The 16,704-nt window shown below is 31.4% G+C and carries 13 protein-coding genes; 1 reads left to right on the top strand and 12 read right to left on the bottom strand.

The window, feature by feature from the left end:
* Positions 1-47: 47 nt before the first annotated feature.
* From DG508_RS02120 to DG508_RS02070, 11 genes are all read right to left on the bottom strand, one after another.
* On the bottom strand, positions 48-842 hold the full coding sequence (locus DG508_RS02120) for a sensor histidine kinase (RefSeq protein ID WP_108866566.1): 795 nt from the start codon (positions 840-842) through the stop codon (positions 48-50).
* 636 nt (positions 843-1,478) lie between these two features.
* Entirely contained in the window at positions 1,479-2,186 is a 708-nt protein-coding gene (locus DG508_RS02115; RefSeq protein ID WP_108866565.1) for a hypothetical protein, read from the bottom strand.
* 343 nt (positions 2,187-2,529) lie between these two features.
* On the bottom strand, positions 2,530-3,003 hold the full coding sequence (locus tag DG508_RS02110) for a GNAT family N-acetyltransferase (protein ID WP_103866934.1): 474 nt from the start codon (positions 3,001-3,003) through the stop codon (positions 2,530-2,532).
* A gap of 13 nt (positions 3,004-3,016) precedes the next feature.
* Positions 3,017-3,499, bottom strand: coding sequence for a MarR family winged helix-turn-helix transcriptional regulator (locus DG508_RS02105; RefSeq protein ID WP_108866564.1), 483 nt, complete (start codon positions 3,497-3,499; stop codon positions 3,017-3,019).
* Positions 3,500-3,626: 127 nt separating this feature from the next.
* A complete protein-coding gene (locus tag DG508_RS02100; protein WP_108866563.1) occupies positions 3,627-4,091 on the bottom strand; it encodes a hypothetical protein in 465 nt (154 codons plus the stop codon).
* A 166-nt stretch (positions 4,092-4,257) separates the two neighbouring features.
* Positions 4,258-6,135, bottom strand: coding sequence for a YARHG domain-containing protein (locus tag DG508_RS02095; RefSeq protein ID WP_159090608.1), 1,878 nt, complete (start codon positions 6,133-6,135; stop codon positions 4,258-4,260).
* On the bottom strand, positions 6,125-6,742 hold the full coding sequence (locus tag DG508_RS02090; protein ID WP_159090607.1) for a hypothetical protein: 618 nt from the start codon (positions 6,740-6,742) through the stop codon (positions 6,125-6,127). Before DG508_RS02090 ends, DG508_RS02095 begins: the two co-directional genes overlap by 11 nt.
* A 149-nt stretch (positions 6,743-6,891) precedes the next feature.
* Positions 6,892-7,386 (bottom strand): hypothetical protein, encoded by a 495-nt coding sequence (locus DG508_RS02085; RefSeq protein ID WP_159090605.1) that lies wholly within the window; start codon positions 7,384-7,386, stop codon positions 6,892-6,894.
* On the bottom strand, positions 7,370-8,578 hold the full coding sequence (locus DG508_RS02080) for a TIGR02594 family protein (protein WP_108866559.1): 1,209 nt from the start codon (positions 8,576-8,578) through the stop codon (positions 7,370-7,372). The genes DG508_RS02085 and DG508_RS02080 overlap by 17 nt, the downstream gene beginning before the upstream one ends.
* Positions 8,579-8,697: 119 nt before the next feature.
* Positions 8,698-10,323: a hypothetical protein gene (locus DG508_RS02075; protein ID WP_108866558.1), complete on the bottom strand. Its 1,626-nt coding sequence runs from the start codon at positions 10,321-10,323 to the stop codon at positions 8,698-8,700.
* A 12-nt stretch (positions 10,324-10,335) separates the two neighbouring features.
* A complete protein-coding gene (locus tag DG508_RS02070; protein ID WP_108866557.1) occupies positions 10,336-10,812 on the bottom strand; it encodes a PAAR domain-containing protein in 477 nt (158 codons plus the stop codon).
* Positions 10,813-11,196: 384 nt separating this feature from the next.
* Between DG508_RS02070 and DG508_RS02065 the strand changes: the two genes are divergently transcribed.
* Positions 11,197-11,427 carry a helix-turn-helix domain-containing protein gene (locus DG508_RS02065; RefSeq protein ID WP_108866556.1) on the top strand — a complete coding sequence of 77 codons (231 nt, stop codon included), beginning with the start codon at positions 11,197-11,199 and terminating at the stop codon, positions 11,425-11,427.
* Between the two features lie 207 nt (positions 11,428-11,634).
* Here the strand turns inward: DG508_RS02065 and DG508_RS02060 are convergent, their stop codons facing one another.
* Entirely contained in the window at positions 11,635-16,599 is a 4,965-nt protein-coding gene (locus DG508_RS02060) for a DNA repair ATPase (protein WP_108866555.1), read from the bottom strand.
* Between the last annotated feature and the right edge of the window lie 105 nt (positions 16,600-16,704).

Below are 16,704 nucleotides of genomic sequence, written 5' to 3'. Positions count from 1 at the left end.
AATTGATTCGTTTTTTTGCTCAAAAATATATATTGAGTAAAGATATGTTATACAATTTCACTATCTGATATAATTAAGCTTTCTTTTTTATAAGGATAGGTTAATTTTATAGTCGTTCCTTTTCCTTTTTTTGAAGTTAGCGCTACCTCTGCATTAATTAGCTTGCCTCTGTTTTTCATATTGCCTAATCCTATTCCTTGCTTGCTCGTGCAATTGGTATGATCAAAACCTACACCATCATCTTTGGCATGAATTACCAATTGATCCTGGGTATAATGTACATCAACATCCAGATTTGATGCTTTAGAATGTTTGATCGTATTGGTAAAGAATTCTTGTAATATTCTAAAAATAATAATTTCTGCTTTGTTGTCTAGTTCCTCTATTTCCTCATTACTAGTAATGGTCGCTTTTATGAATTGCATTCTATTAAATCTCTCTATTTCTAGTGTTATAGCTTCAGTAAGGCTTAAGTTTTTTATGGCATCTGGGTTGATTAATTTTGATAAAGAGCGTAATTCTGTAAGACTTTTGCTAATAGTCTCGGTAACTTCAGTTAATTTTTCAGGGTCGTCTTGAGCAATATTAACTTGTATTTTGGCCAGCGTGAGTAGCTGGCCAATATTATCATGTAACTCCCAGCTGATATTACGCAGGGTCTCTTCTCTAATCTCTATTTGTGTCTCTGCAATTGCAGTCTCAAACTTTTTTTCAGCTTCTTTTTGTTGTAACAATAAGCTATTCTTCCTTTTTTGAAAAATAGTAAACAATGTAATCAATAAAATAATGATCACTACAAGAACGATGCTTGCCACTAATATTGCTGTTTGTTGTTGCCCCATATAAAGCCTATGATAAAACAAATATTCATTACAATGGTTAAGATACAAAGAACCAAGAATTCGATTGGTACATCAACTAATTGTTTAGCGTAACTCCTCACAATTTTATATGGAATATTGCCAGAGTAGTATATTAATACCCCAGTACTTATCCAAAACAATAAATTTTTATTTACATATAATACTTTTTCCGAATTTAAAATATCAATATAATAAAATATAACGCTTATTACTAAGAAACTAGCTCCAATAATATATGGTGTTCTAGAATATTCAATTAAGTAATTTTGAAAAAAACCATTAACAAGAAAGGCCAAAATATAAATACAGATAAATAATAGTATGGCTTTTTTGTGTTTTTTGTTTGTGACGTAGTTCCTGAAAAGAAACATTAAATAGCTGAAAACTATTAAATAATAAGTATTGTATAGGATTTCAACCCTGTAGTTATTGTTTCTTAAAAGAAATCCAGATAAATCATTAAGAGCTATGTACCAGAGTACAATCAAAAAATATTTTAAAAAAGTATTTTTGTACTTATAAAAATAAATTGAGCCAATTACCGAGGTTATTAATTGAAATATAATTATGAATGTTCTTAAATCAGATAAAAAGCTCATTTTATTGTATATATTGTTACTGAATATTAGGGGGGTAACCTCCTACTTCATTTCCTATTGTACTATATGCTCCTCCATAAGCGCTACTGCTAAATGAAAAGAAACTCGCGGTATTAATTTTTCCTTTTGGTGAGTTGCTATTTTGATACGGTTGTTGGCCTCGCTCTAGTTCATCTTCTAGATATAATATTTCTGGTTTGCCATCATTATTTCTATCTACAAAGGTAAACCCACGATGTATATTTGAGCCATCTATAAGTGTAGTAGGTGTTATAAAAAACGTATTTCTTCTAGGGTCGGGAATAGGCTTTCCATCATCAAATCTTTTTTTATCAGGATAGTTTCCTAGATATAAGCGATACCCTGTAATTTTAATAGAGTCAGGCGTTATTCTATTTATATAGGAGATATAATCATCCAGAAATTTTTTGTCTAAATGAAAAGAGCGTGAAGGCACAAATTTTTCATTAGGTTTTCTTTTGGATGGACATAAGCTGTCTAATGTACTGTCTTTTTTGCCTTCAAAGACTTTAATGATACAAGCGCGATTTTCTGTATATGTTTGATAAAGTTCAACAGCGTCTTTGTAAGAGATAATTTCTTTAGGTACTTCTTCTTCTTTAGTCGGCTCACTTTTAGTGTTACAATTACTAAGTGACAGCGTAAGTAAGACTGTCAAAAGAATGATAATAGGGTATCCGAATAGGTTGGTTTTTTTGTACATTTTTTTAAGCTTTTAAGATGTTTGTAAAGAGAAACACTTGTTAAAAGATAATTGATTATATCTTCAGCTTTGGATTAAAGCGTTTTTACAATTACTCTATTTGTCAGTATTTTCCTCAAATAAAAGTACTGTTATTCTGTAGCTTAAAAAAAAGAATGCCTCATTTTATTGGATAGATTCGTGTGTAAAGTGTTGAAAACAAGTAGTTTTTTGCTGTTTAGCGTTTTTTCAGTTGATTGAGAGGCTTGGAAAAAAAGGGGTTTTTACCCCTTTTCAAAAAAGGGATTTGACTCTTTTGTATGTAAAGAGGGATTTAGAATAAATACTTTGTAGGAGATTTATTTCAAGATGTTACGGGTAGAATGAGCTCCATCTTAATATCGCTTCGTAGATAAGGAGGGGTGTCTTCTAGTTTAATTTCTTTAAACCCATGCTTTTTGTAGATGTATATGGCATTTTCTAAAACTCGATTAGAGTAAAGAACTAGTTTTTTCCAATTTTGATGTATAGAAAAATCAATACAATACTGCACCAATTGTTGGCCTATCTTTTTACCTTGAAATTTTGGAGATACTGCCATTTTTCCTAATTCATAAACTCCATCTTCAATTTTGATTAATGAAAATGTACCAGCAATTTCATTATCTGCTTTAGCAAAAAAAATATAACCACCTTGATTGATAATTGTTTCCTCACATCTTTCTAATAAATCGATATCATGTGGTTCTACTACAAAATGTTTTTCTAACCATTCAACATTAAGGCTAGCAAACTCTTTGGCATATTTGGATTCAAAAGGTATAATCGTTGTTTTCATCTGTTTTAAAATGTTATGCATTATATTTTTCAAGAATTCTTTGACTTAAAGATTTTTTGTTTAATTGATCTTCTATAAATGTAAGGCGGTGTGTCAAACTTGTAGCACTACCTTCGGTAAGCCATTTTAATTGTTCATCAATGATACACCACAGAGGTTTCATTTTTTGATGGATTTCTTTTCCTTTTACAGAAAGTCTAAAGAGTTTTTTTCGTTTATCGGCTTTATCAGTTTTATAGGTAACCAATTTTTTGTCGATCAATTTATTTAATGCTTGTGTGATTGCAGGTTGTGTATATTGCAATGCTTCTTGAATATCTGTGGTAGTAGCTAGTTTCGTGTCAATTATTACTTTAAAAATTGGAAATAGATAAGGATCAAAATCTATATTTAGAGAGTCGTATGTGATTTGTGTTTCCCTCATCATCAAATCACTAAGTCTCTTTAGTCTGGAGCCTAAGCCTAATTCACCATATTGACGTAATTTATCATTCATAAGCAGTTATATAAGTACTTATGTAAAAGTATGAAAAAATATTAATTAAATCTATATTTTAATAAGTAACGATATTAGAGTAAAGAGTGAACTCTAGTTTTTAGAGCATGATGAAGATGTTATTTTTTTAGGGCTTTTTAATATGCCAATCTCCAGTTTCAAAACTGATACGGTGTAGCAATAGTTCAAAATTTAAAACCTCGTGGTCTTTTTTTAGCTGTTGCCTATCAATGATATAATCAACAATTTTACTGTAATCTATATGGTTAAGATTATTAAAAAGTACTGAATACTTTAACCAATGAAACACCACATTGTCTGGTTTCGATTTTTCTTGAAGCATAAAATAAATACGATCATTTCTTGTATCTTCAATTAATTCTAACCTAAAATTAGTACTGTCATCAGAATGATTTTCTACATACTCAATATTAAAATATCTATTACAAATAATTCGCTCTTGATAATCAAAAACGACAATAGCAGGGTTGTATAATTCGTTCTTTATACATTCTCTACTTAAACTTAGAAAGCTTAACAACATACACTCATAAGAACTGATATGTTTTTTATAGGTAGTAGCATCCAGCATTATAGAAAATTAGGATTAATATACGGGGTTACTATTTTTTCTATATCTGTGGGATATTCCATTTTTTTAGTTTGAAATTATACGTTTAATCTACAAATTTACGATAGCAGGGGGATAGCATATGCATATTATAAATAAAAGTAATGCCTACTATTTCTTATGAAACTTAATCACTTTCATAACTACCATTTAATTTCTCAAAATTGAGAATTTTTGTTAAATTATCTTTAATTTCATAATATATATTTATTTCATCATAATATAAAGTATTGTATTCATTGTAATAATTATTCAAAATAGTTATGTGAAATTTATTTAATCCTGTAAAAGTAATACCTATAAAATCATGTATAGGCTCTAAATCCATGCTCTCTTTTTCAATTTCTTTAAAACCTTCGTTTACATTAGTTTCTATTCTTTCTGATATATCAAAATTAAATAACCTATTGCCGTATAACTGTAAGGGTATTGAATTAAGGTTATTGACTTCTATATTACGTATGAATTTTTTGATATGCTTTTCGAAAACTTGAAAATCTTTAGGTATTTCAACTAAATCTTTTGTTTTGAAATCGGTTAATATTTTTTTTATAATCTCTGTTAACTTTTTTTCTTTAGATTTAATTAAGTTTAAATTATAAGTTTCATAATCGTTTAAACTTATTTTTTGATGTTGTATCTGATTCTGATTGGTGAAATTAAAATATTTATAAAAGTAATCTCTAAGGAATTTACTGTCAAAATGATAATTTTCTTTTGCATATATAAGATTTCTAATTAGCCTAGAATCTTGTCGAGTTAAGTTGTTGAGTTGATATTTTTTTAATTTTGATTTAGACAACTGAAATAACAAAAAAGTGTCTACATCATAGAAAATAGTTTTTTCAATATCTCTTACATTAACATTTACCTCATGAATATTTTTAAAAAATATTAAAGGTAAATCATAATTAACTAACGCATTGTTTTCTTTAATTAAACATTCTTTACCAACCCACATTAAGTTACTAAGATTGGATAAGCTTTTGAGTTTCTCATTCCATTTAATAACTAATCTATTTATACGTTCGACATTATCAAAACCTTGTAAATCTAAAATCTTAGGATTATTATAAACTTCTACTCTATCAAGTATTATATTCTTATTTTTAGATAAAAATGCCAAATTTTCTAAATTGGTATTTCCAGTAACAGTAATATTATTTATTTTTAGTGGTTTAAAACTTATAAACTGTTTTAAACTCTCATTTCTTACAATGTTAACTGATGTTAATTCTTTCAGTTTTTTTAATCCTGAAACGTTAACAATACTATCATTTAAATTAAAATTTAACCAACCAATTTTATTAAGACTATTGAGGTTTATATCCTTTAAATATCTGTTTAAATTTATAGTTAGTCTTTTATCAATATACTTAAGTTTTGGAAACCCGTTAATAATAGTCAATTTAGAACCTAAAATAGTAAGCCCTCCATTTTCAATCTTTGTTAGATTTTTAAAAGATAAAGAGTTTAATTTACTTGAACGTAACTCAATGTCTCCATCAATATTTGTTATAAGAGGGAACGATATTTTTTTAATACTCCAAGAGGAAATGTATATTCCTCCACACTTATTAATCTTACTCAATGCAGATATATCTTCTAGTTTTTTATTGTTAGAAATCTCAATACCTGATTTAATTTCACCGTGAATATTGTGCAGTCCCTTTAAATCAATTAATAAGGGGTTTTCTTTTATTGTTATTGAATGTACTTCTTTTAAATTTTCTAATCCTTGTAAATTATTTAATTCCTTATTGTTTTTAATAACTAATCCGACCCTAACTTTAGTTAAGTTTTTCAGTAATTGTACGTTATTTAAATCAGTATTTTCAATATAAACACTCCTATCGCAAACCGTATAATTCTCATTATGAAATTTTATAAAATCTTTAGGATATAAATAATCTTTCCATATTTTTTCTTGAGAAAAGAGTGATAAACTATTTAAAAAGAAAGTGAAAAATAACAATCTTAATGTATTATTTACACTAAAGCCCATAATCCATATTCTCAATTTTAATACCATCTACAGGTATTTCTATAATCTTTTCCTTTTTTCGATCTGCTCGCCAAGCTTTATAAATTTTCTTGTAAAATTGCTGATCATCACCTTCATATTTTGCGATTGTGATAATTTCATCATCATATTTGCCCTTAAAGTAACTAGAATTAAGGAAAAGATTAGCGTTGTCACTCATTAGCAAAGCTTTCAACTTTTCATTTTTAAAATCTACTAAATCTAAAATTTTAAAAGTAGTGCTATTTCCATTGTTATTGGTACTATAATTATATACTTTAACAAAGACTAAATAGGCTAATTTCTCTTTATTATAAAGTTTATTGATTGCGTACCCATTTTCGTTGTTTCTTAAATAACCTATAGGAAAAATACCCGATGATGATAAATTTTTAAATTCTGCAATTTCATCTATTGACTTATATTTTTGACCAATTAATCCATTTTGGAGTTCTTTACCCTTTTCCTCTACTTGCTCAAAAGTGTTTTTTGAGTGATTCTGAAGTGGTAAAGAGGCGTTACTAGCTTTATTTTCTTTACATGAAATAAAGAGTAAAGCAATTATTATGGCTAATCTAATTCTAATCATTTTTAACTTATTTTTTACCATTCTCTACTTGGGGTAATACCATCCTGTTTTTTACTAGTTTTTACACCTGACTCATCAACCTTACAACAAACTAATGAAATGAATGAAACAATTATTAAAATTTTAATTTTCATAACTCACCATCTATATTAATTAGGTGTTTCCATTCTTACTAATCTGAATTGATTATTTTTTTTAACTGCATAAAAAGTTACATCCAATATATCATCAAAATAAGTGATACAATAATATTTTACTTTTTTTATTTCATCGTTACAGTCTTTGAAATAATTAGCTTTTTCTATTTTATTAAACAATTCACTACCTGTTATAATCTCTTTATAGTTATTGTAACTATCTATTAATTCTCCTCCAGATTTATGTTCAAAAGGAAATGATATACAGTTTTCTATATAGTTAATGTCATTGTTTTTAATCGCAACTTTTAATTGCTTCAAAAATTCTTGAATAGTCAATTCAATCTTTAATGAATTGTCTTGATGTGTTTTAACTACATTTTCTGACTGACTATTTACCTTAGTTGCAGCTTTAGTAGTCTCATCATTTTTTGCTTCGGATTTAGTAGCTTGTTTACAAGCAATTAAAGTCAAAAATAAAATTAATATACTAAGTAGTTTTTTCATTCTTACCATTAGATTTTACAGCTTTTCCAGCTAGTTCGTTATTTAATTTTTTCATATCGACAACCTCTGGCTGTTTACTACTTGTTTCAGGGTAATCTATAGGTAAAAAGAATCCATTAAACTTTTGCTCTACCCTTACACCTTTTTGGGTAAAAGTATGGTTAACTTTATTAGTATAATATCTGGAGTATTTAAGTCTATCTCCCTGATTACCTCCTAAACAAATTAAATCACCATTACTATCAATACCATATAAAAAAGTAACATGACCATGGGAATTAGATTTCCCAGTACTTTTCACATAATTTGTAAGTAGTACTATACAACCATAAACAGGTTCCTCGATGCGTTTAAACAACTTTCCTTCATTCCATAAGATACTTTGTGAACCAGCAGATTTAGCATTTTTTTGTCCAGATTCATTTAAACACCAATTTACAAAAGACGAACACCATGCTGTTGAACCTGTTGCTTTAGGCTTACCTACATAAGTATGATATTTGTTAGCCATTTCGGATGTTGGACTTAGCGTTTCTTTAATAAATTTAGCTGTTTTCGCTTCTTGTAAAGCAAATTCCATCCACGGCGCTCTACCTCCCGTAATCATTTTCATATGCTCTACGAAAGCGATTGGGTGTAGGTGATAAATATTATTACTATCGCTAGGAAACTGCCTTTTATCTCGATCTTTCTCTAGTTCGTCAAACTCTTTACCTAGTAGTATTTCTTTTGCACTTGTTCCTTTAGGGAATATCCTGTGTGCTGGGTTGTATTTACTATCTATATAGGCTTGCCTGCGCTGTTGCATTGGTACAATTTCGCCATTTTTTATGTCTTGCCAAAAACAAAGATGCTTTATTTTATCTTTAAACATTTCGATCTTAGCATCTCGTTGCTGTTCCAACTTTTGTTTTAGGTCATTACCCTTATCATCTGTGCCTTTGGCTTCATTAATCCCTTTTTTATGCACCTCTATTAGTTCTTGTTCAAAATCACTGATATTAGCCCAAGTGTTCCATTCGCTTTGATGTTTACAGATCAGTTTGCTTAGTATGTCTATGGTATCTTTGGTACTTACAGCCTGTTGCAGCTCATAATTAGAGAGTTCTTTATCGCCATCGCTATCGGCTAACTCCCATATTTTTTTGATAAAATCATGGGGTTCGCTTTTTTCTACATATTCGCCAAACATATAAAAATACTGGTTGCCTGTATCTTCTAATATCTCCCAACCATAATCTGCCCAATGGTAAGGGTTCTTTTTGGTTAGATCACTTTTTTTAACCCACCCTTGCTCATTGTCTTTGGTTTTTATAAGCCACCATTCTGTATTGGCACTATCTTTTGTAGTGGCTTTTTTTCTAATCTTTGCGGTTTTTTAGCTTTACTATCGGCGGTGTCTGCTGTGGGTTGCTGTTCATACACAACGCTTATATCTTGTGATAATGTTACCCAATTGCCTACTTCGCCTATGACTTCACTGGTTTTTACCCAGTATTTTTTGCCTGATTGCGCTGTGCCGTAACCAACTTTTCGTACGGTACTAGAGGGCTTGCCAACCCAATACAGCAATACGTCTTTATTGGGTAATATGTTATTCATTTTAGCGTTTATTTCTTCAAATTTCCCATCTTTAATTGAGTAAGTGGTTTTGGTAGTTTTACGCCCTTTTACATATACTTTTATACTGCCTTCATGCCCTATGTCTGTACCATTTACAGCTTCACAAAAAACATCTTCAAACCCGATTTGGGTATAGTCGTCTTTAATCTGATAGATTTTTACTTTGGTATCGGCTTTTAAAAAATTGCAAGGTTTGCCCACCTGTAATAATTGCTCCTTGGCAACTTCATACGATGTGCGGTCATTGTCCTGTATATTATTGATAAACTCGTGTATGCCACTATCATCTGTAAAGACTTCTATATGCACGGTGGTATATCCTTTTGAGGCATTAGATTCATAACGACTAGGAACACCAATAATCTGCCCTGCTGTAATGGGTATATCTACATTCTGTACCTCATTAAATACTACATCGTCTTTGATCTGTTTAGTAAGAGGTTCACAATTGACAACCATAACATACTGTGTTCTGCCTTTGATTTTATACCAGTTTTTATCTTTGGTTTTTTCAACTTCAAGTGCTGTTTTTGCACATTCCATACCTATATATGTGCCATTGATAGTATTATAAAGCATTGTTCCTTTGGGGCTATCTGCAAACTTGTCTTTTTCGTTTGCGGTGTGTTTTACTATCCAGTTAGTATCACCTTTATGCTGTAGATAATTTTTATTAACGCAATATTTTGTTCCTTCATAGGTGCATACTTTATAGACCCCCTTATACCCTTTTGCGGTCTTAGTCCAATGATCTTCGGGAACGTCTTTTTCTTCGGTAAGCACACCTCCGCGGGGTATAAATTTATATTCTTCGGTACGACCATCAGATAAGTATTTATCTTTTACTTTAGGAGTGTACCGTCTTGCATTTGTACCTTTTGCAATCGTATTTGTTTTTACTTTTGTCGTATATTTTGCATAGAGATCTGGTATGCTTTTCCCTTTGTTTTTTATCATTTCTGCTTTGGGTTGCAGGTGCATATACAGGCTGTAAAATCGTAGTGATACCCCTTTTGGGGTTTTATAATGATGTTGTATGAGTATAAACCCGTTGGAGTATTTAATATCTTTATTATCTTTTTCATGTAGATACTTTTCGGGTATGCGATAGGCTATAATTCTACCGTCTGAAATAGCACTAACATTTGTTCCAAAATCTTCTATATGGATGCCACCATGCCACGTATTGTGCATACCAACAGGAAAGAAACCTGCACGATTTTGATGCCCGTAATGGCTAGCTATAGTGCGTTCTTTTTCTTCTTCGGTGGGGTTATCGCCATAAGAAGGCAATACAGGATAGTCAATTTTCATAAAACAGCAGATTTACATACTAAAATTAACATCAACCAGATAGCCGTGTTTTTTTAATTCTTGTTGTTTTGATTTTGCTTCTCTCGCTTTTTTAGAATTAGCAAGCGCATTAATTCTGTCTAGCATATTTCTTGCGGGTGTTGGTGGCATCAGTTCTATAGGCATCGTTACCAATTGAGAGGTTTTTACAGGCATAACCATATCTATAATAACATTGGGTTGTCCTGTAGTAATCACCCCGCCATGTGATGTCATGCAGCCTACATAGGCTATGGGTTTACCATTTACCAAAACTCCTGTTTCTCCCTGAATGATAATTGATATTGAACCATCGGCACATATACATTTATCACCCATACGTGCTACGGGTCTGTCATTTACAAAAACATTGGGAGAGCCTGAAATAATTGTACCACCTATATGGGGCGTAGTACCGCTATACATAGGGCAAGTGTGTTGATCGCCTACAGTTGCAACAAGTTTTTTCATTCTTTTGGTTTTAAAAGTGTTGGCACTGTAATGTAATAAGATTATGAATTACAGTATATTAATTTTTATATTTTTTTAGTTATCATTTTTGCCATAGGCGCATAAGTAGGTGTTTGATGATTTGGGCATAGGTAACGGGGTATTCTTGGAGCAAAAAAAGCTAATACAAACTCAACTATTGTGTTCTACTGTCTAGTAATTCTTAGTATCATCAATAAACTTTATAATTGCTACTTCAAACCCTTTTGAATGTAAAATAAGTATTCCATAATCGATTTTAATTACATATCCTTGTGGGATTAATTAGTTGTAAAACATAAAGATAAGAATTTATCGGCTTTTTAGACGTATTTGTTTTTAATTTTTAACAAGATTTTTGTTTCTATGGCATCTGATGAAGAGAAACAAAGGCATAAAGCGATTGGTAAGCGTATTAAAGAATTACGAATTAATGCGGGATATACGAGTTATAGCAATTTTGCTATTGAAAATAATCTTGAAAACAAAAGTGTTTGGCGTTGGGAAGAAGGTGTTAATTATAGAATTGATACTTTGTATATGATCGCCGAAATTCATGGAATTACCGTTTCTGAATTGTTAAAAGATATAAAATAATCCTTGTCCTTATGATGGGGGATTTTATAAAGCGATCTAATACCATTTCCAACTTAAATTTACTCAATAAACTGTGCCTTTTTGTCTAATATTTCAAAATAAAACACGACCATACCCTGTTCAATGTCATTAAGTTAAGTCCTTTTTTTACTGTGCTTTCAAACTTTATAACGAAGCACTAATGAATGAATCGAGTTAATAAATTCATCACTTTTCTAATCCTTTTTTTAAGACCTTCTGTATTCCTGCTAGATGATCACTAAATTGCATCATTTGGGCTAGTACTTGTGCCATTTCGTTTTTGTCTCCAAAGCCTTTTAATTTATTATTCTTGATAAAAGTTTCTTTGATAATTTCCCAACGAGTATGCTCTTCATTTGTAATGATTTGAGTCATTTCTTTATATTTGAGCAAGTTGGCTTCGGCTGCGCTGGTCAATGTTTGAGATTCATTTTCATAATGAGAGAGTAAAAGTGTTTGTAATTCTTTCTCATTCATTATAGGAACCACCTTAGAGACTAGCTTGCTCATATCTCTATAGGATCCTTGTAGTTTGAATGAAGGTTCTGTGCGATATGCATCCTCCATCGCGGCAGATTTTATATAGGTTTCGTTTACTTTGAGCACCGTGTCTCTTATTGTGACTACTTTTTTGAGTACAGAAATATAATCTTGTATTTCTTGTTTGGTATGATTTCCTTTGAGTTCAATGCCTTCTTGAGAACCTTTTTCAACAATCTCAATAAGCTGGTAGATGTCGTCAAAATATTTACTGCTTAATTGGTGCAGTACGGGATTAGAGGTCAGTGCATTCTCGATGAGGCTTAATTTGAAAAGATCAGCAGTATCACCAATTATGTCTCCCAGATTATAAATATCAGCACGATTGGCTAACATATCAGGGATCTGAAATTTATCACCACTTTCTGTATATGGATTTCCAGCCATGATTACGCAAAATCTTTTGCTACGTAGGTCATAGGTTTTTGGGTTACCATCATATACTCCTTCTATTTTTCTGGTTCCGTCTGCCAATGAAATGAATTTTTGCAAAAACTCTGGATTACAGTGTTGGATATCATCAAGATATAGCATCACATTGTTTCCCATCTCGAAAGCAAGATTGAGTTTTTTTAACTCTTCTCTAGTAGCAGCATTATTTGCAGACATTGGATCAACAGAAGTAACTTCATGACCAATTGCAGGCCCATTAATTTTCATAAATACTAATCCCAGTCTATTTGCCATATACTCCATAAGTGTAGTTTTACCATACCCAGGAGGAGATATTAGTAACAACATACCCATTCTATCGGTACGTTTATTCTCGCCCACACTACCTAGTTGTTTGGATAGGTTATCTCCAAATAAAGGAAGGTATACTTGGTCAATTAATTTGTTTCTTACAAACGAAGAGAGGACTTTGGGTTTGAATTCACTTAGCTTGAGGTCTTCTTTTAATTCCTCGGTTACTTTATGTTTTGCTTCTCGATAGGCATTAAAAGCAGGGACTTCTATTTTTGTATACTCTTTTAGTGTCGAAATAAAACTATGGTAATTAAAATCGAATACACCTTGATCAATGGTTTTGTGACTTCCTTTTAGGTCATCGATGGCTTGTGAAGGGGTAACATGGATGATTTCTGAGGTGGATTCGTCTTTAAATAGTAAGACAGAGACAACTTCATGAGCGTATTGAATCTGGGATGGATGATGCGTTTTTATGTAAGAAGTAACCCATTGTAAGGCAAGATTTATTCTATCATTCCAATTAGTGTTTCCATTGGTGCGCGTTTTGTTGTCTAATTGAAGAGCGTCTTTAAATTTGACAAATACTTTTTTCTTTTTGAGTGTAGCAATAAAAGTTTCAGAAAGTTCATTTGCAGTTTGACTAATACAAAAGGTGTGATTGTTTTGTAGTTCGTTAAACAGATAAGTTGCAATATTATTCGTGATCTCTTTTGTGTTGTTGGTTTCTTGAATCAGGTTTTTGAGTAGTTCTGAATCAAGGATTTCTGATTCTAGATGGGTGATTACTTTGTGATATTCATCACTATCAGGAAAAACGTCTAATACTTCTCCAGAAGCTTTAATTGTAGTGTTCCAATACGTTTGTTTATCGGGATTCTGACTGTACCAGAAATATTGTGCAAGAGCTCTGGTGTTTGGTGTGAATCGTAGTAACCCCAAATCGTGATCTAAGGTGATTAATACTTTAAGAATTTTGCAAGCATCAATATCATGAACTCCCTTTATATACCCCTCTGCATAATTTTTACTGCTTTCAGATTTTACAAGTTCTAGTAACTCTTTTTCGTTGAATGATGTAAGATCTCGGTTTGTTATTTCTGTTGTAGATTGTGATACATTAACAAGATTATCAGTCTGATTTGTGTTTTGGTTATAGGTGGTATAGATTTTATAAGCCAGGTAGCTCGCTCGATAAATGTATTGATTTTCTGAAATTAACTCTTGATCCCAGTATTTCTTTGATTTTAGTAAAACCTCATTGGTGATCTCTTTATAAAAATCGGTTCCTGTAAGGTGATATGCCAGCGTGTTATTTTTGTATATGATGGTTAAATCTAATGGTTGTTTATTTACACCAAATTTGTGTTTACCTAGTTTGATAATGTTTTCTCCATCTTCATAGAGATCTTGTTTGTCTTTTAGTTTTCGTGTAGCGTCTTCTTTGGCAACTTTTAAGGCAGTTTCAATGGCTTCTGCTTTGCCAGCATCATCTAATTCTTTTAATTGAGATATGATATCCCTCAATTTATTGATCATTAAATCTGATGCAAAATACCCGTTGATATCTAGTGCAGACGCAAAGCTGAGTGCTTTTTTTGTGACTCCTTTTAAGATTCTTTTTGCGGCATTTTCTAGTGCCACAGCCTTTTTGTTTCTGGCTTCTATTAGGCTATTTTTGCGAGCTTCAAAAGCATTATAAACTTCTTCTCGCTTTTCTATAATGAGTGTGATAAAATCTTCAAAATCGGCAAATCGCCCTTCTAGATCTTCTAATTGAATAGATATTTTGTTTAATAACTCATCAGTCTTTTCTGGTGTATTGGCAATATCAAGGTAATTGATAATACTTTGATCTACAAGTTTAATCTGTGCAGCAAATTCTGCGTTAGCTTCTTTGCTTCCTAGAGACTTGATTTTGTTTTTGATCCCTGCTTTAAGCTGATTGATGGTTGCAAAAATCAGAGAGATATTATCGATAATTTTTGTAGAATGTGAGGTGTCTTCTATCTGTAGGTTGGAAACAATGTCGATCAACATTTCTAGATCGGTAGCAATTTGAGTTACCTCTTCTTCTAGTTTTTTTGCATTGATTACTTTGTTGATTTTATCGAGTTCGATTTGTTTTTCATCTACTCGATCATGATAGGGGAGTAGTGATTTATCATCTAATAAAAACTGAACACATCGTTGTGATATTTTCTCTGATTGCTCTGCAATTTCTGTTTCTAAGGTTTCAATAAATTGCTTGTCTACATATCTAATATCATTAAGTCCTATTACTTCTCCTCTTAAGGTGCGTAATTGCGATAGAACAGATACAAAATCATCGATAGCACGAAAAGAGCTACTTTTTATTTTACCAAAAATATGTGTTGCTTTATCCTCAGTTTCTTTAGTAATAGTAGAAGCTGTTTTACGTAATTGAACTACTTTTTCAAATTCATCAATCGCGGCATTGGCGGCGCCATTAATTTCTTCTAGAGGAGTATCAAGTCTATATGTCTCTTCTTCTCTAATCCAATAATAACTGTCAATAATATCATTAGAAAATTTAGCGAGATCGTCATATAATCCGTCATAATTATCTTCTTTACTAAGCAGAGTGATCAGCGCATTACACTCTGCCATGGCTTTGACTATGTCTTTATTGCCAATTTTGTAAAGAAGGGTGTCGGTATGTTTTGATGGTAATACATCTCCTTTTATAAAAGGGGTTTGCCAAATTTGTATTACATGGTGTTTTGTTTGTTCATTTTCGGTTCTGAAATAGCATAATTCGCCATGTTCCAGAATTGTAAATCCATTACAGATAATAGGTGTTTTTACTTCTTGTTCTATGATATTATACGACATAAGGGTGTATAACCCCTTATTACTTTGATAAAATACATATAAGAAATCTTCTCCGTTGGGAGAACTTATTTTTTCCTGAAACTTAACATTGGATACCTCATTGGTAAATAGCTTAAAATCTCCAGATTGCAGATAATATCCGTTGGGATATATGATTCCCTGATCATCAGGGAGCAATATACAGGAATCTTTTATGCTGTCAATTTTTTTGACTTCCTGTATTTTATGGTTGTATACAAAATGACGGGGGTTTTCTTGAAAAGGTTTGATTTCTAACGCAATAAGATTTCCTAAGTCTGCAAAGCGATATTGTCCATCATCTAGTGTCTGATCTATGTGCTCTACAGCTTCATCAAGAATACCTTTACCTTGATCTGTGTTATCTTCTATTTTGATGGTTAAATCACCTCCTACAGTTTCAACAAAAACTTTATCAAGGATAGAGATATGAGGGTGTGTGCCGTAGCGGTGCATATCTCGGGTAACTTCTGTCCAATTAAACTCATGTTGTTTAGGAAACTTGAATTCATGCTCACTGCGATTATCTACATAGGTAAGTTGTCCTTCATTAATCAACCATTTAAAGGTTTTGATATCTGTGATACTATCACTGAGCTGAAATACCATATGCAAATAGTTGCCAACAATTGCAAATTTTGAAAATACGGTATTGCGATAATATTTATAGAGATTAGTGAATTCACCAATGAAGATAGTATCATTGATTAGGTCTAAAGGCTTTGCAACAAAATGATCATCGGTATAAGTATAGATACTAAATACATCTGCAAGTGTAATCTCGGTACGTAACCCAAAATGAACATTATATCCAAAAAGACAATATTGACCAATGGTAACAATATCTTGAGCTATACAGTTATGTTCTGTATTAATGCGGTTATTTGCAATTAACTTGGTTTCTACATTACCAAAAACATCTTTACGTGCGTCATTAAGTCGTATAAGGCGATTTTGGAGTTCTCCTTTATGTTTTTGCAAACGGTTTTGGATGATCTCATAAGTGCCCCCATCCAATTGAGTATGTTGATTGTTGTTTTCTTCTTGCATATGATGATACTCTAGTGTTTAATCAGAGTGATTTAATGAGCTAGTTTCTTTTTTTGAATAAGAAACAAATAGTACCTTTTTTGATAAGTAAAGACAAGAGTGTCT

It is taken from the genome of Aquimarina aquimarini, from assembly GCF_900299535.1.
Classification (GTDB): Bacteria; Bacteroidota; Bacteroidia; order Flavobacteriales; family Flavobacteriaceae; genus Aquimarina; species Aquimarina aquimarini.
This window is presented reverse-complemented; position numbering and strand designations above follow the sequence as displayed.